16 protein-coding genes and 1 pseudogene are annotated in these 19,369 nt (G+C 65.3%); 11 read left to right on the plus strand and 6 right to left on the minus strand.

All coding sequences use genetic code 11. The features are described 5' to 3' along the window. Window positions 1-151: 151 nt before the first annotated feature. Window positions 152-1,027 carry a LysR family transcriptional regulator gene (locus AC2W7L_RS06390; protein WP_486003760.1) on the minus strand — a complete coding sequence of 292 codons (876 nt, stop codon included), beginning with the start codon at window positions 1,025-1,027 and terminating at the stop codon, window positions 152-154. A 140-nt stretch (window positions 1,028-1,167) separates the two neighbouring features. Here AC2W7L_RS06390 and mmsB point away from each other — a divergent pair, with 140 nt between their 5' ends. From mmsB to AC2W7L_RS06405, 3 genes are all read left to right on the plus strand, one after another. Then, window positions 1,168-2,073 (plus strand): 3-hydroxyisobutyrate dehydrogenase, encoded by a 906-nt coding sequence (gene mmsB / locus AC2W7L_RS06395; protein ID WP_486003761.1) that lies wholly within the window; start codon window positions 1,168-1,170, stop codon window positions 2,071-2,073. A 386-nt stretch (window positions 2,074-2,459) separates the two neighbouring features. Then, on the plus strand, window positions 2,460-3,068 hold the full coding sequence (locus AC2W7L_RS06400; RefSeq protein WP_486003762.1) for a YggS family pyridoxal phosphate-dependent enzyme: 609 nt from the start codon (window positions 2,460-2,462) through the stop codon (window positions 3,066-3,068). A 72-nt stretch (window positions 3,069-3,140) separates the two neighbouring features. Then, window positions 3,141-5,078, plus strand: coding sequence for an NHL domain-containing thioredoxin family protein (locus AC2W7L_RS06405; RefSeq protein ID WP_486003763.1), 1,938 nt, complete (start codon window positions 3,141-3,143; stop codon window positions 5,076-5,078). A 286-nt stretch (window positions 5,079-5,364) separates the two neighbouring features. Here the strand turns inward: AC2W7L_RS06405 and AC2W7L_RS06410 are convergent, their stop codons facing one another. The 5 genes from AC2W7L_RS06410 to AC2W7L_RS06430 all read right to left on the minus strand — a co-directional run bounded on the left by AC2W7L_RS06410 (window position 5,365) and on the right by AC2W7L_RS06430 (window position 10,348). Next, complete coding sequence (locus AC2W7L_RS06410) at window positions 5,365-6,228, minus strand: hypothetical protein (RefSeq protein WP_486003764.1); 864 nt, start codon at window positions 6,226-6,228, stop codon at window positions 5,365-5,367. A gap of 411 nt (window positions 6,229-6,639) precedes the next feature. After that, window positions 6,640-7,266, minus strand: a complete 627-nt coding sequence (locus AC2W7L_RS06415; RefSeq protein WP_486003765.1) for a hypothetical protein — start codon at window positions 7,264-7,266, stop codon at window positions 6,640-6,642. Between the two features lie 393 nt (window positions 7,267-7,659). Then, complete coding sequence (locus AC2W7L_RS06420; protein ID WP_486003766.1) at window positions 7,660-8,034, minus strand: hypothetical protein; 375 nt, start codon at window positions 8,032-8,034, stop codon at window positions 7,660-7,662. Continuing rightward, on the minus strand, window positions 8,003-8,833 hold the full coding sequence (locus AC2W7L_RS06425) for a hypothetical protein (RefSeq protein ID WP_486003767.1): 831 nt from the start codon (window positions 8,831-8,833) through the stop codon (window positions 8,003-8,005). Before AC2W7L_RS06425 ends, AC2W7L_RS06420 begins: the two co-directional genes overlap by 32 nt. Before the next feature lie 6 nt (window positions 8,834-8,839). Continuing rightward, window positions 8,840-10,348: an LPXTG cell wall anchor domain-containing protein gene (locus tag AC2W7L_RS06430; RefSeq protein WP_486003768.1), complete on the minus strand. Its 1,509-nt coding sequence runs from the start codon at window positions 10,346-10,348 to the stop codon at window positions 8,840-8,842. A gap of 289 nt (window positions 10,349-10,637) precedes the next feature. Here AC2W7L_RS06430 and dcd point away from each other — a divergent pair, with 289 nt between their 5' ends. The 8 genes and pseudogenes from dcd to AC2W7L_RS06470 all read left to right on the plus strand — a co-directional run. After that, window positions 10,638-11,216 carry a dCTP deaminase gene (dcd, locus tag AC2W7L_RS06435; RefSeq protein WP_127365097.1) on the plus strand — a complete coding sequence of 193 codons (579 nt, stop codon included), beginning with the start codon at window positions 10,638-10,640 and terminating at the stop codon, window positions 11,214-11,216. Next, window positions 11,213-12,490: a hypothetical protein gene (locus tag AC2W7L_RS06440; protein ID WP_486003769.1), complete on the plus strand. Its 1,278-nt coding sequence runs from the start codon at window positions 11,213-11,215 to the stop codon at window positions 12,488-12,490. The genes dcd and AC2W7L_RS06440 overlap by 4 nt, the downstream gene beginning before the upstream one ends. A 136-nt stretch (window positions 12,491-12,626) precedes the next feature. Further along, entirely contained in the window at window positions 12,627-15,674 is a 3,048-nt protein-coding gene (locus AC2W7L_RS06445; protein WP_486003770.1) for a Na+/H+ antiporter subunit A, read from the plus strand. After that, entirely contained in the window at window positions 15,671-16,303 is a 633-nt protein-coding gene (locus AC2W7L_RS06450) for a Na(+)/H(+) antiporter subunit C (protein WP_486003771.1), read from the plus strand. The genes AC2W7L_RS06445 and AC2W7L_RS06450 overlap by 4 nt, the downstream gene beginning before the upstream one ends. Then, window positions 16,300-17,883, plus strand: a complete 1,584-nt coding sequence (locus tag AC2W7L_RS06455; RefSeq protein WP_486003772.1) for a Na+/H+ antiporter subunit D — start codon at window positions 16,300-16,302, stop codon at window positions 17,881-17,883. Before AC2W7L_RS06450 ends, AC2W7L_RS06455 begins: the two co-directional genes overlap by 4 nt. After that, window positions 17,880-18,560 (plus strand): Na+/H+ antiporter subunit E, encoded by a 681-nt coding sequence (locus AC2W7L_RS06460; RefSeq protein ID WP_486003773.1) that lies wholly within the window; start codon window positions 17,880-17,882, stop codon window positions 18,558-18,560. Before AC2W7L_RS06455 ends, AC2W7L_RS06460 begins: the two co-directional genes overlap by 4 nt. Beyond that, complete coding sequence (locus AC2W7L_RS06465; protein ID WP_486003774.1) at window positions 18,557-19,090, plus strand: MrpF/PhaF family protein; 534 nt, start codon at window positions 18,557-18,559, stop codon at window positions 19,088-19,090. Before AC2W7L_RS06460 ends, AC2W7L_RS06465 begins: the two co-directional genes overlap by 4 nt. After that, window positions 19,056-19,343: pseudogene (locus tag AC2W7L_RS06470) on the plus strand (cation:proton antiporter); the annotation flags it as partial. The gene AC2W7L_RS06465 and the pseudogene AC2W7L_RS06470, both read left to right, overlap by 35 nt. Between the last annotated feature and the right edge of the window lie 26 nt (window positions 19,344-19,369).

Here is a 19,369-nt window from a genome sequence, read left to right on the forward strand (position 1 = left end):
CGCTGACAACCCCACTCATTTGGTGTAAGCAACCTAGTGAGTCAGGTCGTTCACAACCTAGTGAGCGAGGTTGTCAGCAACGTATTGAGTGAGGTTGTCAGCAAGGTCGCGAGTTTCCACACGAGGTATCTGGGCCGCCGTCAGGTAGCAATTAGAGGGATTCTAGGACTTTGCGGACTCCGGCGTTGCGCAGGGACTCGTGGCGGACCGAGGCCCAATAGGACACCTGTTTGGAGAACAGCTCCGGCAGCACCTGCACCAGGCGGGAATTGCCGTGGGCGAGGAAGTCCGGCAGGATCCCGATCCCGGCCCCGTGCGAAGTCGCCAACACATGCGCATGCACCGAGGTGGACCGGAAGAAGCCCTTACCGCGGGGAAGGGCATCGGCCGCCTCGTCGAGATCATCGACCCGCAGCGAATTCTCGATGTAGTAGACCATCCTGTGGTCGGCCAGATCATCGAGCGTCTGCGGCAGCGGATGCGAAGCGATGTATTCCTGCGAAGCATAGAGCTGCAGCCGGTAGTCGCGGATGTGCTTGGCGATCGAGCGCGGGGCATCCGGCCGCCCGACGACAATCTCGATATCGACACCCGACCGGTACTGTCTGGCCCGCTGCGTGGCGGTGATCAGCTCGATCTGCAGCCCCGGGTGCTGCGCCTGCAGCTCGGTGAGCGCCGGAACCGCGTATTCGAGAGCGAAGGCCTGCGGGCAGGCCAGCCGAATCGTCCCGGACAGGGCCGAATTCGAATGCGCATCGATGCGCCCCAGCGCGGACTCGATGTCCTCGGCGATCGGCAGCAGCTGACGCCCGGCGGCGCTGAGCTCCCATCCGTCGGGGGAGGCCACGAGCACCCGATCGCCGTATGCCTTCTCAAGCGCAGCGATGCGCCTGGACACGGTCGTGTGGTTGAGGCCGAGGCTGTGCGCAGCGGCCGTGAACTTCCCCAGACGAGCGACGGCGAGCAGAGTCAGCAGATCCTCGGGCGCGATCTGCGGACCGGAACTGCCGGGTGCATAGGAAGCCATAGTGTTCCCATTCTATCTGCGTACGTGCACATAACCGGTGCGGAATAGGTGAGGCTCCCAGCCGGGCGTCCGCACCTCGACTGGCGTACTGTGAGAGAGAACACTGCAGAGTAGCTGAACATGATGCGAGGAGGCATATTATGTCGACGATTGGATGGGTGGGCCTGGGAAATATGGGCCGCCCGATGACTGCGAACCTGGTCAAGGCCGGTCACACCGTCAAGGGTTTCGATCTCGTCCCGGAAGCCGTGGAGGCAGCCGCGAAGAACGGGGTGAACCCCGTGAATTCCATCGCCGAGGCGGTCGCCGGTGCCGATATCGTCTTCACAATGCTGCCCAAGGGTGAGCACGCCCGCACCGCTTATCTCGAGCCCGACGGCGTCCTGGCCAATGCGGACCAGAAGACCCTGCTCATCGATTCCTCGACGATCGACTTCGATTCGGCTCGTCTCCTCCACGCCGAGGCGGCCAAGGCAGGATTCCGCCTCATCGACGGTCCCGTCTCCGGCGGAGTCACCGGCGCCGAAGCCGGCACCCTGACCTTCATGCTCGGCGGCGCCGATGCCGATGTCGAAGAGGCCCGTCCCGTCATCGAGGCGATGGCCGGTAACATCTTCCACGCCGGCGGTGACGCCGCAGGTCAGGCCGCGAAGATCGTGAACAACATGATGCTCTCGATCAGCCTCCAGGGCGTCGTCGAAGGCGCTGTGCTGGCCGATCGCTTCGGCCTCGACCCCAAGGTCTTCCACGATATTGCGAAGGTGTCCTCCGGCGACTCCTGGCCCCTGCGCACGTGGTACCCGGTGCCCGGCGTGACGACGACGGCCGCGGCGAACAACGAGTTCAAGCCCGGCTTCGCCACCGCACTCATGCACAAGGACGTCGGCCTGGCCCTTGCCGGTGCCGAAACCCAGGGTGTCGACCTCCCGGCCGCTGCCCTCGTCCATGCACAGCTGCAGAAGCTCATCGACGAAGACCTCGGCGGTCTCGACACCTCCGCGCTGATCAAGAACATCGACCCGAACGCCGAGGGTCTGCCGAAGTAGGCACTGTACCGGCGCTGAACCGCTACTGCACCGGCGCCGAGCCGGTTGAAACAAGCACAGCTCGCCCACCACGGCAGCACCGAGGTGCGGACGATCCGGGTCGAAGAATCATGATGATCTCGACCCGGATCGTCCGCATTTCGTTTCCCGTCCCAGCGGCTGGCTTGACCCTGTCCCCACACCTGGCGCGAGACGCCGCCGTTCGGGCCGCCTCGGCGACCTGAAACTTCGTGCGGCTCATGCCAGACTGGAGACATGAGTACGCCTGATTCCCCCTCCCCACTGTCCGCGGACGAAATCGCAGCCATCATCGGCAACCTCGACGAGGTGGCGACCGTGCCCGTGCCGCCGCCGAGGCGAGCGGCCGCAGCGGTGACGATGTGCGCGTGCTGCTGGCCACGAAGACGCAGCCGGCCGAGAAGATCCGCGTCGCCCTCGAGCACGGGTTCACCCTCATCGGGGAGAACAAGGTTCAGGAGATCACCGGCAAGGCCGAGGCGCTCGCCGACCTCAACCCCGAGACCCACCTCATCGGGCCGCTGCAGAAGAACAAGGTCAGTCACACTCTGCGCCACGCTCAGTGCATCCAGTCCGTCGACAACCTCCCGTTGGCTGAGAAGATCAACAACCGCCTCGACGTCCTCGATGAGACCGTCGACTACTTCATACAGGTCAACACCTCCCGCGAGGACTCGAAGTTCGGCATCGCACCCGAAGACGCCGAGGAACTCATCACCGCGACCCGGGAACTCGGCCGGATGCGGCTGCGCGGACTCATGACGATCGGCCTGCCCGGCAGCAGCCCCGAAGAGATCCGCCCCAGCTACTCCGATCTGCGTGAAATCAGCGAGAAGCTGCGCGGAACCGGGGCCATGCCCGCCGAGGCGACCGGACTGTCGATGGGCATGAGCGGCGACTTCGAACTCGCCATCGCCGAAGGGGCGACGATCGTGCGGGTCGGCTCAAGCATCTTCGGCGCCCGCGACTACTCCTGATCGGGCGAGACAGGGCCGTCATTTGATGACACCGGGGAGGCCGCCTCGGCGGGGATCTGCGATCATAGAGCCATGAACAACAGCAGTCCAGAAAGCTCCGCGTCAGCCACCTCGTCGGCACGGGACGTCAAGGTCCGTGCGCCCGAACTCGTCGGTCGCCGGTGGATGAACTCCGGCGGCAAGGACCTGACCCTGGCCGACCTGCGCGGAAAGGTCGTCCTCCTCGACTTCTGGACGTTCTGTTGCATCAACTGCCTCCACGTCCTCGACGAACTGCGCCCCCTGGAGGAGAAGTACGCGGGGGAGCTCGTCATCATCGGCGTGCACTCGCCGAAGTTTGAGTTCGAACGCACCGTCGAAGCCGTCGATCAGGCCGTCGAGCGCTACCAGGTCGAGCACCTCGTCCTCGACGATCCCGACCTCGTCACTTGGCAGGCCTACACCGCCCGCGCCTGGCCGACCCTGGCCGTCATCGACCCCGAGGGCTACCTCGTGGCGACCATGTCCGGTGAAGGCCATGCCGCCGGTCTCACCGAGATCATCGAAGGCCTCATCGAGGAACACTCGGCCAAGGGCACCCTCCATTCGGGCGACGGTCCCTACGTTCCGCCGCCGGCCCCGGAGACGGATCTGTTCTACCCCGGAAAGGCCACGCGCCTGCCGTCGGGCCACCTCCTCGTCGCCGATTCCGGGCACCACAGCCTCGTCGAGTACGACGACGATGCGGCCACGATCATCCGCCGCATCGGCACCGGAGTCCGCGGATCCGAGGACGGCGACTTCGCCTCGGCGAGCTTCAGCGAACCGGGCGGCATCACCGTGCTGCCTGCCGAGCTGGCCGCCGAAGTCGGTTACCAGATCGTCGTCGCCGACACCGTCAACCACACCCTGCGCGGCATCGACCTCGAGAACGAGACGGTCACGACCATCGCCGGCACAGGCGAGCAGCACATGGTCGGCGCCATCGACAATGTCCGCGGCAAGCCCGGTGAACTGGGACGATACGACGGACCCGCACGAGATGTGAAGCTGTCCTCGCCGTGGGACGTCCTCTTCGTCCCCTCCACCGCCGAGGTGGTCGTGGCGATGGCGGGCAACCACACCATCTGGTCGTTCGACCCGAAGGACGGCACGATCCGCATCCTCTCGGGCACGATGAACGAAGGACTGGTCGACGGCGACGAGGAGTCAGCCTGGTTCGCCCAGTCATCCGGTCTCGACCTCGGCCCCGAGGGCGAAGTGTTCGTCGCCGACTCCGAGACCTCGGCGATCCGCCGCCTCGACCCCGCCACCGGCGAGGTGTCCTCGCTGGTGGGCGTCGGACTCTTCGACTTCGGCTTCCGTGACGGACCGGCCGCCGAGGCGCGCCTGCAGCACCCGCTGGGCGTGCGCAGCCTGCCCGACGGATCGGTCGCGATCGCCGACACCTACAACGGCGCGATCCGCCGCTTCGACCCGAAGACCGAGGAGGTCACGACCCTGGCGCGCGGCCTGCGCGAACCCTCGGACATCGTCCTCATCGACAATGAGGGCACCCCCGATGATGCCGAACTCATCGTCGTCGAGTCCGCGGCGCACGCGCTCACTCGTGTGAAACTGCCCAAGGACGCTCAGAAGGTCGACGAAGGCGCGCTGACGACGAAGCGCCCCTCGACGGAGATCGCCTCCGGTCCGGTGTCGCTGACCGTGAGCTTCACCGTCCCGGCTGGTCAGAAGCTCGACGACCGATGGGGTGACCCCACGTTCCTGCAGGTGTCTGCGACGCCGCCGGAGCTCATCGTCTCCGGGGCCGGCGGAGCTGAAGGGCTCAACCGCGATATCGTCATCGATCCCGAGTTCACCGAGGGAGTGCTGCACGTGACCGCGCGGGCCGCTGCCTGCGATGGTGAGCCCGGGGGAGAGATCCCGCTGCACGCGGCCTGCCACCTCTACCAGCAGGACTGGGGAATCCCCGTCGAGCTCGTGGACTCGGCGCCGAACGAACTCACCCTCGACCTCCGCGGTGCCTGAGCGCTCGGGCACCAGGGCTCGGACCTGCTGCGGGACCTCAGTGGGGTCCGAGGCCGGGGTTGACCGGAGCAGTTGCGCAGGTTCTGAGTAGTCGGAGAAGCGCGCGACGCAGCTCGCCGGTCTCTGCCGATCAGGGGCCGGAAACTTCGGGGGCGCCGATGCTTGGCGATTGTTGGGTCGATCCACGGTGGTTTCAGTGCTCTGAATGCCGTGGATCGACCCAACAATCGGGTGATTTGCCTCTTCACGGGCTGTGTCTCGCGTGGGGCGGGGGTACATGGGCGGCTCAGTCGAGGTGAGTCGCCAGAATCTGCTTGAACGTGTCCATGTCTGTTCGCTTCGAGACTCGAAGAACGACCCAGCCTTCGGCCTCCAGCAGCTGCCGCCGCTCGATGTCCACACCGAACTGGTAGGCCGAGGTCCTGTGATGGTCACCTTCGTATTCGATGGCGAGCTTGATGTCGGGGTATCCGAGGTCAGGGCGGAGAATCGCCGAGACTGTCGAACACTCCACTTCCGGGTGAACTACCGGCTCAGGAAAACCGTTCTCAATGATCCACAGTCTCAACCATGTCTCGCGCGTCTCGCGGATCAGTGACAGGGCCCGCCGCACTGACTTTCGAGCTTTGAGGTAGTGGCTTGCGCTGGCCCTGGCTCGAAGCTGATCGAGACTGGTGAGCGGCCCGCTGTTCTGTCGGCTGATCGCTGCATCACCTAGTGCGATCAGGTCGTTCTCGCTGAGCAGTGGGGCAAGTTCGAAGAACAGATCGGTGGCTGAGATCAGCGGCAGGTTGTAGAACTCGGTGATGTCGAAACCGGATCCTCGGTGGAGCTTCACGGCTTTTCGCCGAATTCGCAGACCTCGATCGCCGCTGATGACGTGGGTGTCGAAGTTCTTGGGCTGGTTGGGCAGCGGCAGCCCGTAGAGTACAGCGGCTGTCAGCGAACAGCCGATGACATTCGGGTGCAGGAGCAGAAGAGCTGAAAGCCTTATTTGTTGCTGCAACCACTGTTGATCTGCCCACGGTGGGCAGAGAACTCGTGAGCTGGGATCGGCTTCAACCCACACGCCGCGGAAGACCTGCCGGAAGCGAGACTCGTCTTTGAGCGCGAATTCTGTGAGCCCGCGCGCTGTGAGATCGCGGTGCATAAAAGGGATAGGAGCCGTCTGGAAATCGGCAGGCGATCGAATTGTCCTGTGCATGAAAAACAGGATCGTTCACACACAGTGAACAGTGAATGCGACAGAATGCGTCTGTGGAAACTCCTCGTCGGTCTTCAGGAATCTGCGTGAGTGTGCAGAAATGGCCGCGTCCCACGTCAACGCTGGCAAATATGCGGTCTGGTCGCAGTCTGCAACGACAGAGCGAGGAGTTTATCCACAGGAAAGAATGGTCGGGTGGGGCTCCTTGGCTCACGCTTGAAGCCCCTCGCAGTGCAATTGTTGGGTCGATCCACGGGGTTTCGGCTCCCTGAACGCCGTGGATCGACCCAACAATCACCGTGGCGGGGTGAATCGAGGGAGGAGCGAGGCCGCCCGCCGCGTCCGGGCAGCCGTCGCTCAGGCGATGGTGACGTCGCCGAGGCGGCGCGGTTCGAAGCTCACCTGTGAGGACTTGACGACCACCGAGCCGCCGAGGACGAACGAGAGCTTCTCGTCGAAGTCGTGTTCGGCAGCGGTGACGATGTCCCGGTAACGTCCCTTGACCCGTACCTCGACAGTCGAGGGAGTGAGTTCGAGATCGCTGCCGGACGAGGTCAGCCCGATCTGCGGACTGCGCTCGAGCGACCAGGACACATCACCGATGATCTCGTTGTCCGTGTCGTAGCCGAAGACGCAGCCGGCGGGCATGAGCGTCTTCGACTTCATGCAGTCCTGCAGATGGTCGGTGACCTGCTCCTCCACGGTCTGCTCGAGCTTGGCCGTGGGTTCGGGCGAGAGCTTCACGGTGGGGGAGTCGCCGGGGGCGGTCACCTCGGTGCGTTGGGAGTCGGACTTGAGGTACGTCGCATCGAACCCGACGAGGTAGCTCGCCGGGAACAGCACGGGCACTTCTCCCGTACTGACCCCGTAGCCGTTGACAGTCGCCGTCGACGAACCGGAGACGTCGAGGCTGAGGGTCGGCCATTCCTGCTGTTCGATGGCCCACCGGTTGAAGAGTCCCGCGCTGGCAGGCAGCCGGACCATGTTGAGATCGACGGTCTGCTCCTTGGAGGAGAGGTTATAGCTGAGGCGGACATTCGCATGGTCGCGTCGACGGAGACGGTCTCGGCCTTTGGGTCGCGCGGCAGGTCGGGAGCCGCCGAGAGGACCTCGTCGCTGAGCGCCAAGGTCGACGACGGAGTCGGTGTCGACAGGTAGGAGAAGGCACTCTGCGCATCGCCGTTTTCGATCGCCGAGATGTAGGACTCGGCAGCACGTGCGGGGGTGTAGATGGTGAAGTTGAGGAGGGGGACGGCTGCAACCGTGAGGACGACGACCGTCAGCGCTGAGATCAGAAGTCTGCGCGACGTTCGCATGGCGCTCCTGATGGGGTTGGGACTGAGGGGACTGGGCAGTTCTCAGTCTATCTGCAGCCCGTCACTCAACCGGGTAGGCGTGCAGTGCGGAGGTGTCGACCTCGACGAAGACATGTGTGCCGACCTTGACGTTGGCACGCAGTTCGGCGATCGTCGCGCCGAGTCCCGGATGCAGGACACCGAATCCGATGGTCGGCTTCTCGTCCGCATCGGCGGCTGCTGAATCCGCGTCGGCGGCTGAGGCTGAATCCTCAACCGATTCGGCGGTTGCGTCAGATGGCGCCGAGTCCTCCGGCTTCGTCTGCCTGCCGGGCACGCCGGCGAGGTCGGCCAGGTCGACGTCGAGGGCGAGGCCCATCTCCGTGTCGACCGGTGAGAGCTTCGCCTGCAGGCAGGAACCGCGATCACGGAGCCCGGTGACGATGGCTTCGAACACCGTCGCCGAGGTGAACGCCGGGTCGTGTTCGTCCAGTGACAGAAGGGCGGCACGCCACCCGAGAGTCACGAACACCTTCCCGTCGAGTTCCGTGCGGCCGCACGGCCGAATGGCCGATGGACAGCCAGCCCTTCCGGGCCAGCCCGGAATAGACGTTGACCCCGCTGAGCTCGGCCGGCAGCGAACCGCGCGGTTCGGTGACGATCTGCTCCAGGGAACCGAGCGCGACGAGCTGGTCCTTTTCGATGTTCGCCACCCCCGCCTCGGCGATGGTGTGGTCGGTCAGCGAATTCGAGCTGAACACGACTCCGCGGCGCTCCTGGGCGACGAGTTCGGCGAAGCGACTCCGCAGTCCGGTGCGCAGATGGCCGGGGACCGAACCGAAAGGATCGATGAGCGTCAGCCATGTCGCGCCGCTCGCCCAAGCCGCGGCCAGGGCGAGGCGGGCACGATCGGTCGCGTCGAGGTCGTCGATGCGGCGGCGCAGAACGTCGGGCCGCAGTCCGAATGTCGTCAGCGCAGCTGATGGATCCGCTGCCGATGCCGCCTCCCCAGATCCGGCATCGGCTTCGCGAAGATAGCTCTTCATCCAGTTGCGCACACGCGAACGACCCGACCGGCGTCCGGTCGGGAAGCGTGGTGGTGGTGCGACGTGGGGCAGGGCCGCCGCGGACAGCACCACCGAAGTGGTGCTGTCCGGGCTGCCCATGAGTCCCAGCATTGTCCCTGCTCGCAGACGTCCGAGGTCGATCTCGCGTCCGTCGAGCTGCAGCCCCGCGAGGGACAATTCATCGTTCAATGCGGTTTAGAACTCCGCGGGATCGTCGGAGGCGTTCATCCGCCGACGGGTGATGATCACGGCTGCTGCACCGACGGCGAGGAGGCCGACACCGAGTGCCAGTCCGGTCATCTCGGCACCGGTCCGAGGCAGGTCGCTGCCCGAATCGTTCGAGCCGCTGCCGTTGCCGTTTCCGCCTTCGTCGACGGCGGTGCCGTTGGTGAGCACGGTGAAGCTTCCGCCCTGGGGCTCATCGAAGCTCTCGGCCTGGGCTCGCACGTTGTAGGTGCCGAGCACGGCCTTGACCTTGGCCTGGACGCCGAAGGTGACCTTGCCTTCGGAATCGGCTTCCTTGGTCATCGTGTAGCGGTCGACCTTGCCCTGCGCATGCTCGACCGTGATCGAGACCTTCTCGCCGGGCTGAGCCCCGCTGACGCCGATCTTGATGCCGTCGTTGAGGAAGTCCTCGGAGCTGACCTCGGTCGGGTCGATGAACATCGAGGCCTGCGCGGCTGCGGCAGGCTTCTTGTCCTCGGTGCTGGGGCTGGCCGGACCGGTGGACTCGGGAGCCTCGTCCTCAGCCTTCTCGTCGTCTTCGGCGGCATCGTCTGCGCCTTCGGACTCGTCAACCTTCGGCTCTTCGTCCTTCGGAGCTTCGGTTTCGGTCTCGGTCGGCTTGGGAGCCTCGGTGGTGGGCTCCTTGTCCGGAGCCTCGGCGGGTCCCGGCTTCACGTCGTCGGCAGGAGCCTTGTCCTTGTCATCGGCCTCGTCGGTCTCTGACGGGCTCGGCTTCGGTGCCTCGGTCGTGGGCTCTTCGGTCTTGGTCTCCGACGGCTTGGGAGCTTCCGTGGTCGGCTCTTCGGTCTTCGTCTCCGAAGGCTTGGGTGCCTCTGTGGTGGGCTCCTCGGTCTTCGTCTCCGAGGGCTTCGGGGACTCCGTCTCGCTGGGAGTCTCGTCCGGAGTCTTGATCGGACCGGTGGCGGAGTCGCACTTGTCGTCGTCCTTATTGTCGCCCTTACCCGGGTCGTCGACCTCGGACGCCTTGGAGACAACCTCGAAGGTCACCTTCGAGGACTTCTTCTCGGACTTGAGGTCGGTGAGGTAGAGCGAGTATTCGCCGACGGGGACCTGAGCACCGTCGGTGACGGTGAAGAAGTAGGTGCCGGAGACCTTTCCGTCCTCGTCGACCGTGAGCTTCTTGTCCGGCGAGTATTCGGTGCCATCGGTGCCGACGACGGTCACCGTGGCTTTCTCGTCCGGAGTGAATCCGGTGCCGGAGAAGCCGATTCCCTTCTTGTCGTCAGCGATGTCGGCGCGGGTCACCTGCGCCTGCGCAAGGGTCGCCTGCGGGTCCGACTCGTCGGGAACCGAGGAATCCGATTCGGAGCTGTTCGATGACTGCTGATCACCCTGGGCGCACAGCGGTTGCTGAGGGACCGTAGCGGTGGACTCTGTCGCTGCGAACGCCGGGGCGCCAGCAAGACCTGTCAATGCAACGGCTACTGCGGGGGCAAGCACAAGACGCGAGGTCTTCACAGTAATGCCTTTCGATTGTTGTCTACCCACGAAAGACGATGGACTCCCGGCATTCCTTGGCTTAAGAAGGGGAAGGCACCATCGTGCGCGGGTCCGTACAGCTCATTACCCTAGAGCATTCATCCGCCGCTATGGGGAGACACACGGGTAAAAATCAGGAGAATTCCCGATAATCGTTATTGTTTTGTGACATAGATTGGGCGTGTCGGTCGGAATCTTGCGCGGATTCGGCGTGCCCAGGTCGTGCGCTCGCGAGCATGTGAGGCCCGGAACGACTACCATCGGAAACGTGACTCTCCTTTCCGACCGCGACATCCGCGCCGAGCTCGACTCCGGACGCATCGCCCTCGACCCCTACGATCCGTCGCTGATCCAGCCGGCCAGCGTCGACGTGTGTCTCGATCGTTACTTCCGGCTCTTCGACAACCACAAGTACGCGGTCATCGATCCGAGCCTCGAACAGCCCGAACTCACGCGCTTCGTCGAAGCCGCTCCGGGCGAGCCCTTCGTCCTCCATCCGGGCGAGTTCGTCCTCGCCTCCACTCATGAGCTCGTGACTCTGCCCGTCGACGTCGCCGCTCGCCTCGAAGGCAAGTCCTCGCTCGGGCGTCTCGGCCTCCTGACCCACTCGACGGCCGGATTCATCGACCCCGGTTTCAGCGGCCACGTCACCCTGGAGCTGTCGAACGTCGCGACGCTGCCGATCACCCTGTGGCCGGGAATGAAGATCGGTCAGCTCTGCTTCTTCCGACTCAGCTCGGAGGCGGAGAATCCCTATGGTTCCCAAGCCACGGGCAACCGCTACCAGGGCCAGCGCGGTCCGACGGCCTCCCGTTCGCACCTCAACTTCTACCGGAGGGACATGTGATCACCCGCCGCGAACTGCGGCTGCAACGCGAAGCCGCTGAACGCGCCGCCCGGGAACAGGCCGACGCCGAGCGCTACCAGGTCCCCGACGCTGAAGCGACGGGTGCCCAGGCGACGGGCGCCCAGACGACGGGTGTTTCGAATGCGAGCGGAGACCCGGCCGCCCAAGGCACCGGCACCACTGTGTCTCCGGCGCCCACCACGACAGGTGCGCCCGCCTCAGTCTCCGAGACTCAGACTCCGGACTCTCAGGCCGCGAGCCGGCGGAAGACCGGGATGCCGTCGACGGGACGGCCGGGGTACGGCGGTGACACCTCCTCGCCCAAGGACACGGCCACCTCGGCGGATCTGCGCGGTTTCCATCTCATCCTCCTCGATGACGCCGTCGAGGTCTCCGACGTCCTCGCGCTCATCCACAACAAACTGCCCGATCTGCGCCCCACGCTCGACGAGCACGGGCAGATGCGACTGAGCCGGCACTCCCGACTGAGCTCGGGGGCGACCCTCGACTCCGCCGACGCCGCCGCGCTCGAGGTTCCCGACTGGGCCCAGCACGCCATTGTCATCGACTGCCCCCGGGACCGGCAGCCGACTCCGCCGCCGAGCTGGTTCGCCGATGCCGATGGCCTCCACGAGGCCTTTCCCAACGGGATGCCGGACCGGGAGGAGGAGCGGATGCTCAGCCTCATGCTCTCCGTCGCATCCCGCCTCCACACGGGCGTGCGCCTGGCCGATGAGCCGGGGCTGCCGACGCGGGTGATCATCCCCGACCCCGAGGCGAAGGTCGACCTCTACATCTACTCCTCGTACTGGATGGAACCGCCGGTGGCCCTCGACTTCGTGCACCGGCATGCCCCGCACGCTTTCCAGCAGGCCCTGCCCACCCCCGACGAGGATGTGCTGGCCCAGGCGAGCATCGACGACCCGCTCTTCGATCCGTCCGCCCCGGTCATCCTCGACGGCTATGCCCTGCTCGTCCCGCTCGGTGAGATGGACGAATCCGCCGGCAGCCTCGAAATCCGCGTGATGGAGGCCGAGTGGGTTCCGCCGATCGTCGCCGCCCACACCGATGCCCCGCAGATCGAGTACCACGTGCATTGGATGGACACCGAGTCGAATCGGTATCGGCCGAATCAGGGACGTCGGTTCCGGCGGATGCGCAGCAAGGTGGCAGAGCTGACCGATTCCATCGGAGCCGAGCTGCTCGTCGGCTCGGCCGGCATCGGACTCGACGAGAACGGCTTCCTCGTGACCAGCCGGCAGCTGCGTGCGTGATCGGTGCCGTCCCGGGCCAGGACCGGTCTCACCTCACACTTCGTGATTGTGGAAACGACACCTGTCCGTGCGAAAATAAGCTGACGAACCTTTCTCACAAACAGGCATATGACGGAGGTGGCCGCCGGTGATAGTCATGACAGGGGCCTTCTTCGGGGCATCTGTCATCGCCTACCCTCTGGTTCGCCTGCTCGGCCGCAACGCCTTCTTCCTCCTCGCTCTCGTCCCGTTCGCGGGACTCCTGTGGAGCCTGTCGACGATTTCCGATCTGTTCGGCCCCGCCGCTCAGCCGCTCGTCGAGAACCTCAACTGGCTGCCCGAACTCGGCCTCGGCGGAGTCTTCCGCCTCGACGTCCTCTCCTGGATCATGACGCTGCTGGTCACCGGGGTCGGCGCCCTCGTCTTCGTCTACTGCGCACGCTACTTCCCGCCCGACGAGCCGGGACTGGCTCGATTCGCGGGAATCTTCATGGCCTTCGCCGGAATGATGTACGGGCTCGTCGTCGCCGACGAACTGCTCATGCTCTACCTGTTCTGGGAAGGCACCACCGTCTTCTCCTACCTGCTCATCGGGCACAGCCAGTCCCGCCGCCGCTCGAGGCAGGCAGCCCTGCAGGCACTCATCGTCACCACCGCCGGCGGGCTGGCCATGCTTGTGGGCATGATCCTGCTCATCACCGCCACCGGCACGGGGCAGATCTCGACCCTGGTCGACCGGGCTCAGTCGGGTTTGGACACAGGCGGCGTCATCGTCTCCGCCGTCATCCTCATCCTCGTCGGAGCGGTCTCGAAGTCCGCGCTCATGCCGTTCCACTTCTGGCTGCCGGGCGCCATGGCAGCACCCACTCCGGTGAGCGCCTATCTGCATGCCGCGGCTATGGTCAAGGCGGGAATCTACCTCGTCCTGCGCCTGGCACCGGGCTACCACAACATCCCCGGCTGGTCCGAGGTGCTGCTCACCCTGGGTCTGCTGACGATGTTCATCGGCGGTTGGCAGGCGCTCAAGCAGACCGACCTCAAACTGCTTCTGGCCTTCGGCACGGTCTCCCAGCTCGGATTCCTCACCACCATGGCCTCGTTCGGCACTCCGGACATCACGAAGGCGGCCCTGGGTCTGCTCATCGCCCATGCCCTGTTCAAGTCCTGCCTGTTCCTGTGCGTCGGCATCATCGACCACCGTGCCGGCACCCGTGATCTGACGAAGCTCTCCGGCGGTTGGAAGGCCTTCCCGGTCGTCGCCGTGTGCGCGACGATCGCGGCCGCCTCGATGGCCGGACTGCCTCCGCTGCTCGGCTTCGCCGCGAAAGAAGCCGCGTACTCGACCCTCCTGTCCTCACCGGACAAGACCTCGGTCATCGCCTTCATCGGCATCATGATCGGCTCGATCCTCACCGTCGCCTATTCGGCCCGCTTCGTCTGGGGCGCGTTCTCCACGAAGCCGGGAGTCGACGATATCGCCCGCCGCGACGAGAAGCTCACCCTCGTCGTCTCCCCGCTCATCCTCACCGCACTGACACTGGCGCTCGGCCCCGGAGTCGGACTGCTCGACGGCTACTTCTCCGCGTGGACCGCCGGCCTGCCGGCCGTGGCCGAGGGTGACGGGCACTACCACCTCGCTCTGTGGCACGGATTCGAACCGGCGCTCGCCTTCACCGCCGTGACCGTCGCCGCAGGTGTCGCCCTGTTCATCTTCCGCCGCCCCTTCGCGAAGGTCCAGGCGACGCTGCCGTCGGGACTGGACTTCCACGAGCTCTACCGGATGCTCATCGGCTGGATGGAAGCCCTGGCGCTGTGGGTCACCGCCCGCACCCAGCGTGGTTCGCTGCCGTTCTACCAGGGCGTGGTCTACATCGTCCTCGTCGCCGGACTGGGCCTGGCGATCATCTCCAACGACACGTGGAACATCACCTTCCGGCTCTGGGACACCCCGCTCGATCTCATCGTCGCGGCCGTGCTCGTCATCGTCGCGATCGGTGCCACCCGGGCCAAGAAGCGCTTCACCGCCGTCGTCGTCACCGGCATCTCCGGCTATGCCATGGTCGCCTACTTCGCCTTCGTCGGCGCTCCCGACCTGGCCCTGACCCAGGTGCTCGTCGAGACCATCACGATCGTCGTCTTCGTCCTCGTCCTCCGCCGGCTGCCGGCGCGCATCGGTGAGTCCACCGGGCGCCTCACCCCCGCCTGGCGGGCGATCATCGGCGGCGCCGTGGGCATCACCATGATGCTCGTTGTCCTCATCGCCGCTGGAGTGCGCGTGGCCGATCCGATCTCCGTCGACTTCGGTCAGCTCGCCTACGAGCTCGGCCACGGCAAGAACATCGTCAACGTCACCCTCGTCGACATCCGCGCCTGGGACACGATGGGCGAGATCTCGGTGCTCGTGGCCGCCGGAACCGGTATCGCCGGCCTCATCTTCGTGCGCGGACGCGAAGGCCACCTGCATCGGTTCGAAAGGAAGAAGGACGGCACCGAGGCGGCCGGTCGCATCCGCTTCCAACCCGTGGCCGAGGACGTCGTCGACCTCCACTACACCGGCCAGGGGGAGGGCCTGTCGCAGAAGCGGGCGTCCTGGCTCATCGCCGGACGCACCCTGGCTCCGCGCAACCGGTCGATCATCCTCGAAGTCACCGCCCGCCTGATCTTCCACGCCGTCATCGTCTTCTCCGTCTACCTCCTCTTCGCCGGCCACAACGATCCGGGCGGCGGTTTCGCCGGCGGCCTCGTCGCCGGGCTCGCGCTCGTCGTCCGCTACCTCGCCGGAGGCAAGTACGAACTCGCCGAGGCGGCGCCCTTCACTCCCTCGGGAATGCTGGGCACCGGTCTGGTCACCGCGATCCTCACCGTCATCGGCGGGTGGATCTGGGGTGGCACGGTCTTCGAGTCCGTCTACCTCGAGGGTGATCTGCCGCTGCTGGGGCACCTGTCCTTCGGGACGTCGACGTTCTTCGACATCGGCGTCTATCTCATCGTCGTCGGCCTCATGCTCGACATCCTCCGCTCGCTGGGAGCCGAGGTCGACCTGCACCAGGAGCGCGACGAGGCGATGCTGACCAACCGCATCCACGACAATGTGAACTTCTCCGAGGACATGGGCGCCACTGCCGAACACCGGGCCGTGTCCGAGATCATCGACCGGGTCAACGAACTCGACGTCGACAACGGCGCGGAAGGAGGCCGCCTATGAGCGTCTCCTTCGTCATGGTCCTGGCCATGGGCGTCCTCTTCGCCGGCGGCATCTACCTCATGCTCGAACGCTCCCTGACCCGCGTTCTGCTCGGCTTCATCCTGCTCGGCAACGGAGCGAACCTGCTCATCATCCTCACCGCCGGCCGCGGCTCTCCGCCCCTGACCGACGGAAAGAACCTGTCGACCGAAGGCATGTCCGATCCGCTGCCGCACGCCCTCGTCCTCACAGCCATCGTCATCACCTTCGCCGTGACGGCGTTCCTGCTGGCGATGATCTACCGCTCTTGGAGGCTCATGCGCGCCGATTCGCTGCAGGATGACGACACCGACCTCCAGGTGGCGATCACGAAGCTCATCGACTCCGAGGCGGAGGCGAGCACCGACTACGACGACACCGAGTTCGGTGACGAAGCGGAGTCCCCGATCACCGGCGCCATCGACCTCGACGACGACGGCACCCCCGCAGAGCGGGAGGATCTCGCCGACGACATCGAGGACGCGTCGACTCCGGCCGAGGCCGATGCCATCTCCGAGGCGGCTGCGGACTCGCAGACGGAGGCGCACAGCGCCGAGGAGGCCGAGGTCACCGAAGAGGCCAAGGACGCGAAACAGGGAGACGACGAATGATCGATCTTCTGCCCGTCCTCGTTCCCCTGCCTGTTCTGCTGCCGCTCATCGGCGCCGGAATCGCCCTCATCCTGTCCAAGCACACACGGACGCAGAACATCGTGTCGATCGCGATCCTCGTCGCCGTCATGATCATCGCCACGGTGATCCTCTTCGGCGTCGATACCCATGGACCGCAGGTCGTGGCGATCGGCGGGTGGCAGCCCCCGGCCGGCATCGTGCTCGTCGCCGACCGGCTGTCCTCGCTCATGCTCATCGTGTCCTCGCTGGTCACACTGTGCGTGCTCGTGTACGCACTGAGTCAGGACGCCAACGACGACTCGAACGAAACCCCGATCTCCGTGTTCAACCCCAGCTATCTGGTGCTGTGCGCGGGCATTGCCAACTCGTTCCTCGCCGGAGACCTGTTCAATCTCTACGTCGGCTTCGAGATGTTCCTCGTCGCCTCCTATGTGCTGCTCACCCTCGGCGCCACGGCGGAGCGGATCCGTGCGGGAGTCACCTATGTGATCATTTCGCTGGTGTCCTCGGTGATCTTCCTCGCTGCGATCGGCATCATCTACGCAGCATGCGGCACCGTGAACATGGCGCAGCTGTCCGAGCGGATCTCGGATCTGCCGGCCGATGTGCAGATGATCCTCCATGTCCTCCTGCTGCTGGGCTTCGGCATCAAGGCCGCGATCTTCCCGCTGTCCTTCTGGCTGCCTGACTCGTATCCGACGGCTCCGGCACCGGTGACGGCGGTCTTCGCGGGACTGCTGACGAAGGTCGGCATCTACGCGATCATCCGCACAGAGACCCTGCTGTTCGCCGAGTCCTCTCTGCGGGTGCCGCTGCTCATCGCGGCGGGACTGACGATGCTCGTGGGCATCTTCGGCGCCATCGCGCAGTCGGAGATCAAGAGGATCGTGTCCTTCACCCTGGTCTCGCACATCGGTTACATGCTCTTCGGCGTGGCCCTGGGCACGAGCTTCGGACTGTCCGCGGCGATCTACTACACGGTTCACCACATCATCGTCCAGACCGCGCTGTTCCTGGCCATCGGACTCGTCGAAATGCGCGGCGGGTCCACCTCGACGAGGTCGCTGGGCGGTCTCATGGTGCTCTCGCCGGTGATCACGATCATCTTCTTCATCCCGGCGCTCAACCTCTCCGGCATTCCGCCGTTCTCCGGGTTCATCGGCAAGGTCGCGCTCTTCCTCGCCGGCTTCGACGATCATGCGTGGCTGCCGACCGTCCTCATCGTCGCCGGCACCGTCACGAGCCTGCTCACCCTCTACGTCATCGGACGTACCTTCAACCTCGCGTTCTGGCGTGACCCGGCCGATGTGGAAGAGCCGAACGAGGACCTCGTGGAGGAGTTCACGGATCGGAAGAAGACTCTGCTGGCGGGGAAGAAGTGGACGTCTCAGATCGGCGTTCCTCCTGCCATGGTGGTGGCCACCTCGGTGGTGGTGATCGCCTCCGTAGTTCTCACGGTCGCCGCCGAACCCCTGTGGGACATGTCGAACCGGGCGGCCGAGAATCTCTCGACACCGATCGACTACGTCACGAACGTGCTCGGAGGTGAAGAGTCATGAGCCCCAACCGAGACAGAGGGCAGAACCGCGACCAGGGTCAGATCCGAGACCCGGGGCAGGACCGCGCACCGGGACAGAACCGAGCGCCGGCTCCCAACCGGGCGCGGATGAGCCGGGGCCGCGGAATCATCCAGCAGCTCGTGCTGCTGATCTCGCTGGTTCTGCTGTGGCTGATGCTGTGGGATTCGATCACGGTGGTCACAGTGGTCACCGGAATCGTGCTGGCCTTCATCGTCACGCGCGTGTTCTACCTCCCGCCCATCGTGCTCTCCGGACGGTTCAACGTCTGGCATGCGGCGGTGTTCGGTCTGTGGTTCCTCTACTCGGTCCTCCACGCCTCCATCGAGGTCGCCTGGTATGCGTTCCGCCGCAAAGCTGTCGGGGCCGGGTCCGTCGTCGCCTGCGACCTGCGGACGAGTTCGGACCTCGTGCTCACCCTCATCGCCGATACCGCCAGCCTCATCCCCGGGTCGATCATCATCGACAGCGACCGGGCCATGGGCATGCTCTACCTGCACTTCCTCGACTGCGATTCCGAGGAGAAGCTGCGCAAGGCCAAGGCGCAGGTCTACTACATCGAAGAGCTGCTCATCCGCACCCTCGGATCGCACCGTGACCTCGCCGCACTGCGTGCCCGGCCGGATCCGCTGAACGAGACCGAAGGAGGCCGCTCATGAGTGAGATCGTCCTTCACACACTCGTCATCGCCGGTTCGGTGCTGTTGGCCGCCTCGGTGGTCATTGCGCTCTTCCGAATCGTCCGGGGTCCGTCGATCCTCGATCGCATGATCGGCACCGACGTCGTGCTCGCCTCGATCATGTGCGGCCTCGGCGGGTATATGGCCCTGTCCGACCGCACGGATCTGCTGCCCGTGCTCATCGTGCTCGCGATGCTCGGTTTCGTCGGTTCGGTCAGTGTGTCGAGGTACGTGTCGAAGTCCGATTCGATGACTCCCGGCGCCGAGGCTGGTGCCCTGTCCGAGTTCAGCTCCTCCGACTGGCATATGCCCCATGATGCGCAGGAGCAGAGCCCTGAACCGGCTGACGTCGAGGTCACCGAGATCGCGGATCCCACCTACGACGCCCACGCCGACAGCGACGGAGAGGGCGAGGGCACCGGGCCGGACCCGGGCCCCGAGGACGCCGAGCACATGTCGAGTGGCGACGGATCGGATGGCGACGGAGAGGAGAACAGCCGTGGTTCTTGACATCATCTCGGCCGTGCTCATCTTCCTCGGCGCGGTTCTGTCCCTGGCTGCCGCAATCGGACTCGTCCGCTTCGGCGACCTTCTCTCCCGCATGCATGCGAGTGCGAAGCCCCAGGTATTGGGCCTGATTCTCGTCGCCGTGGCGATCGCGATCCAGTTCCCGACCTGGGCGACGGTGACGACGCTGGCGATCATCATCTCCTTCCAGCTCGTGACGATCCCCGTCGCCACGCACATGGTCGGCCGCGCCGGTTATCGCACCAAGCACCTGCGTCGATC

It is taken from the genome of Brevibacterium sp. LAARM3_SD1 (genome assembly GCF_057364765.1).

What these genes read in the sequence shown, in the direction of transcription:
- AC2W7L_RS06450 (WP_486003771.1), top strand. Translation starts at nt 15,671, where the DNA reads ATGAGCGTCTCCTTCGTCATGGTCCTGGCCATGGGCGTCCTCTTCGCC.
- AC2W7L_RS06390 (WP_486003760.1), bottom strand. Translation starts at nt 1,027, where the DNA reads ATGGCTTCCTATGCACCCGGCAGTTCCGGTCCGCAGATCGCGCCCGAG.
- AC2W7L_RS06415 (WP_486003765.1), bottom strand. Translation starts at nt 7,266, where the DNA reads ATGGTCCGGCTGCCTGCCAGCGCGGGACTCTTCAACCGGTGGGCCATC.
- AC2W7L_RS06405 (WP_486003763.1), top strand. Translation starts at nt 3,141, where the DNA reads ATGAACAACAGCAGTCCAGAAAGCTCCGCGTCAGCCACCTCGTCGGCA.
- mmsB (WP_486003761.1), top strand. Translation starts at nt 1,168, where the DNA reads ATGTCGACGATTGGATGGGTGGGCCTGGGAAATATGGGCCGCCCGATG.
- AC2W7L_RS06465 (WP_486003774.1), top strand. Translation starts at nt 18,557, where the DNA reads ATGAGTGAGATCGTCCTTCACACACTCGTCATCGCCGGTTCGGTGCTG.
- AC2W7L_RS06410 (WP_486003764.1), bottom strand. Translation starts at nt 6,228, where the DNA reads ATGCACCGCGATCTCACAGCGCGCGGGCTCACAGAATTCGCGCTCAAA.
- AC2W7L_RS06445 (WP_486003770.1), top strand. Translation starts at nt 12,627, where the DNA reads ATGACAGGGGCCTTCTTCGGGGCATCTGTCATCGCCTACCCTCTGGTT.
- AC2W7L_RS06455 (WP_486003772.1), top strand. Translation starts at nt 16,300, where the DNA reads ATGATCGATCTTCTGCCCGTCCTCGTTCCCCTGCCTGTTCTGCTGCCG.
- AC2W7L_RS06460 (WP_486003773.1), top strand. Translation starts at nt 17,880, where the DNA reads ATGAGCCCCAACCGAGACAGAGGGCAGAACCGCGACCAGGGTCAGATC.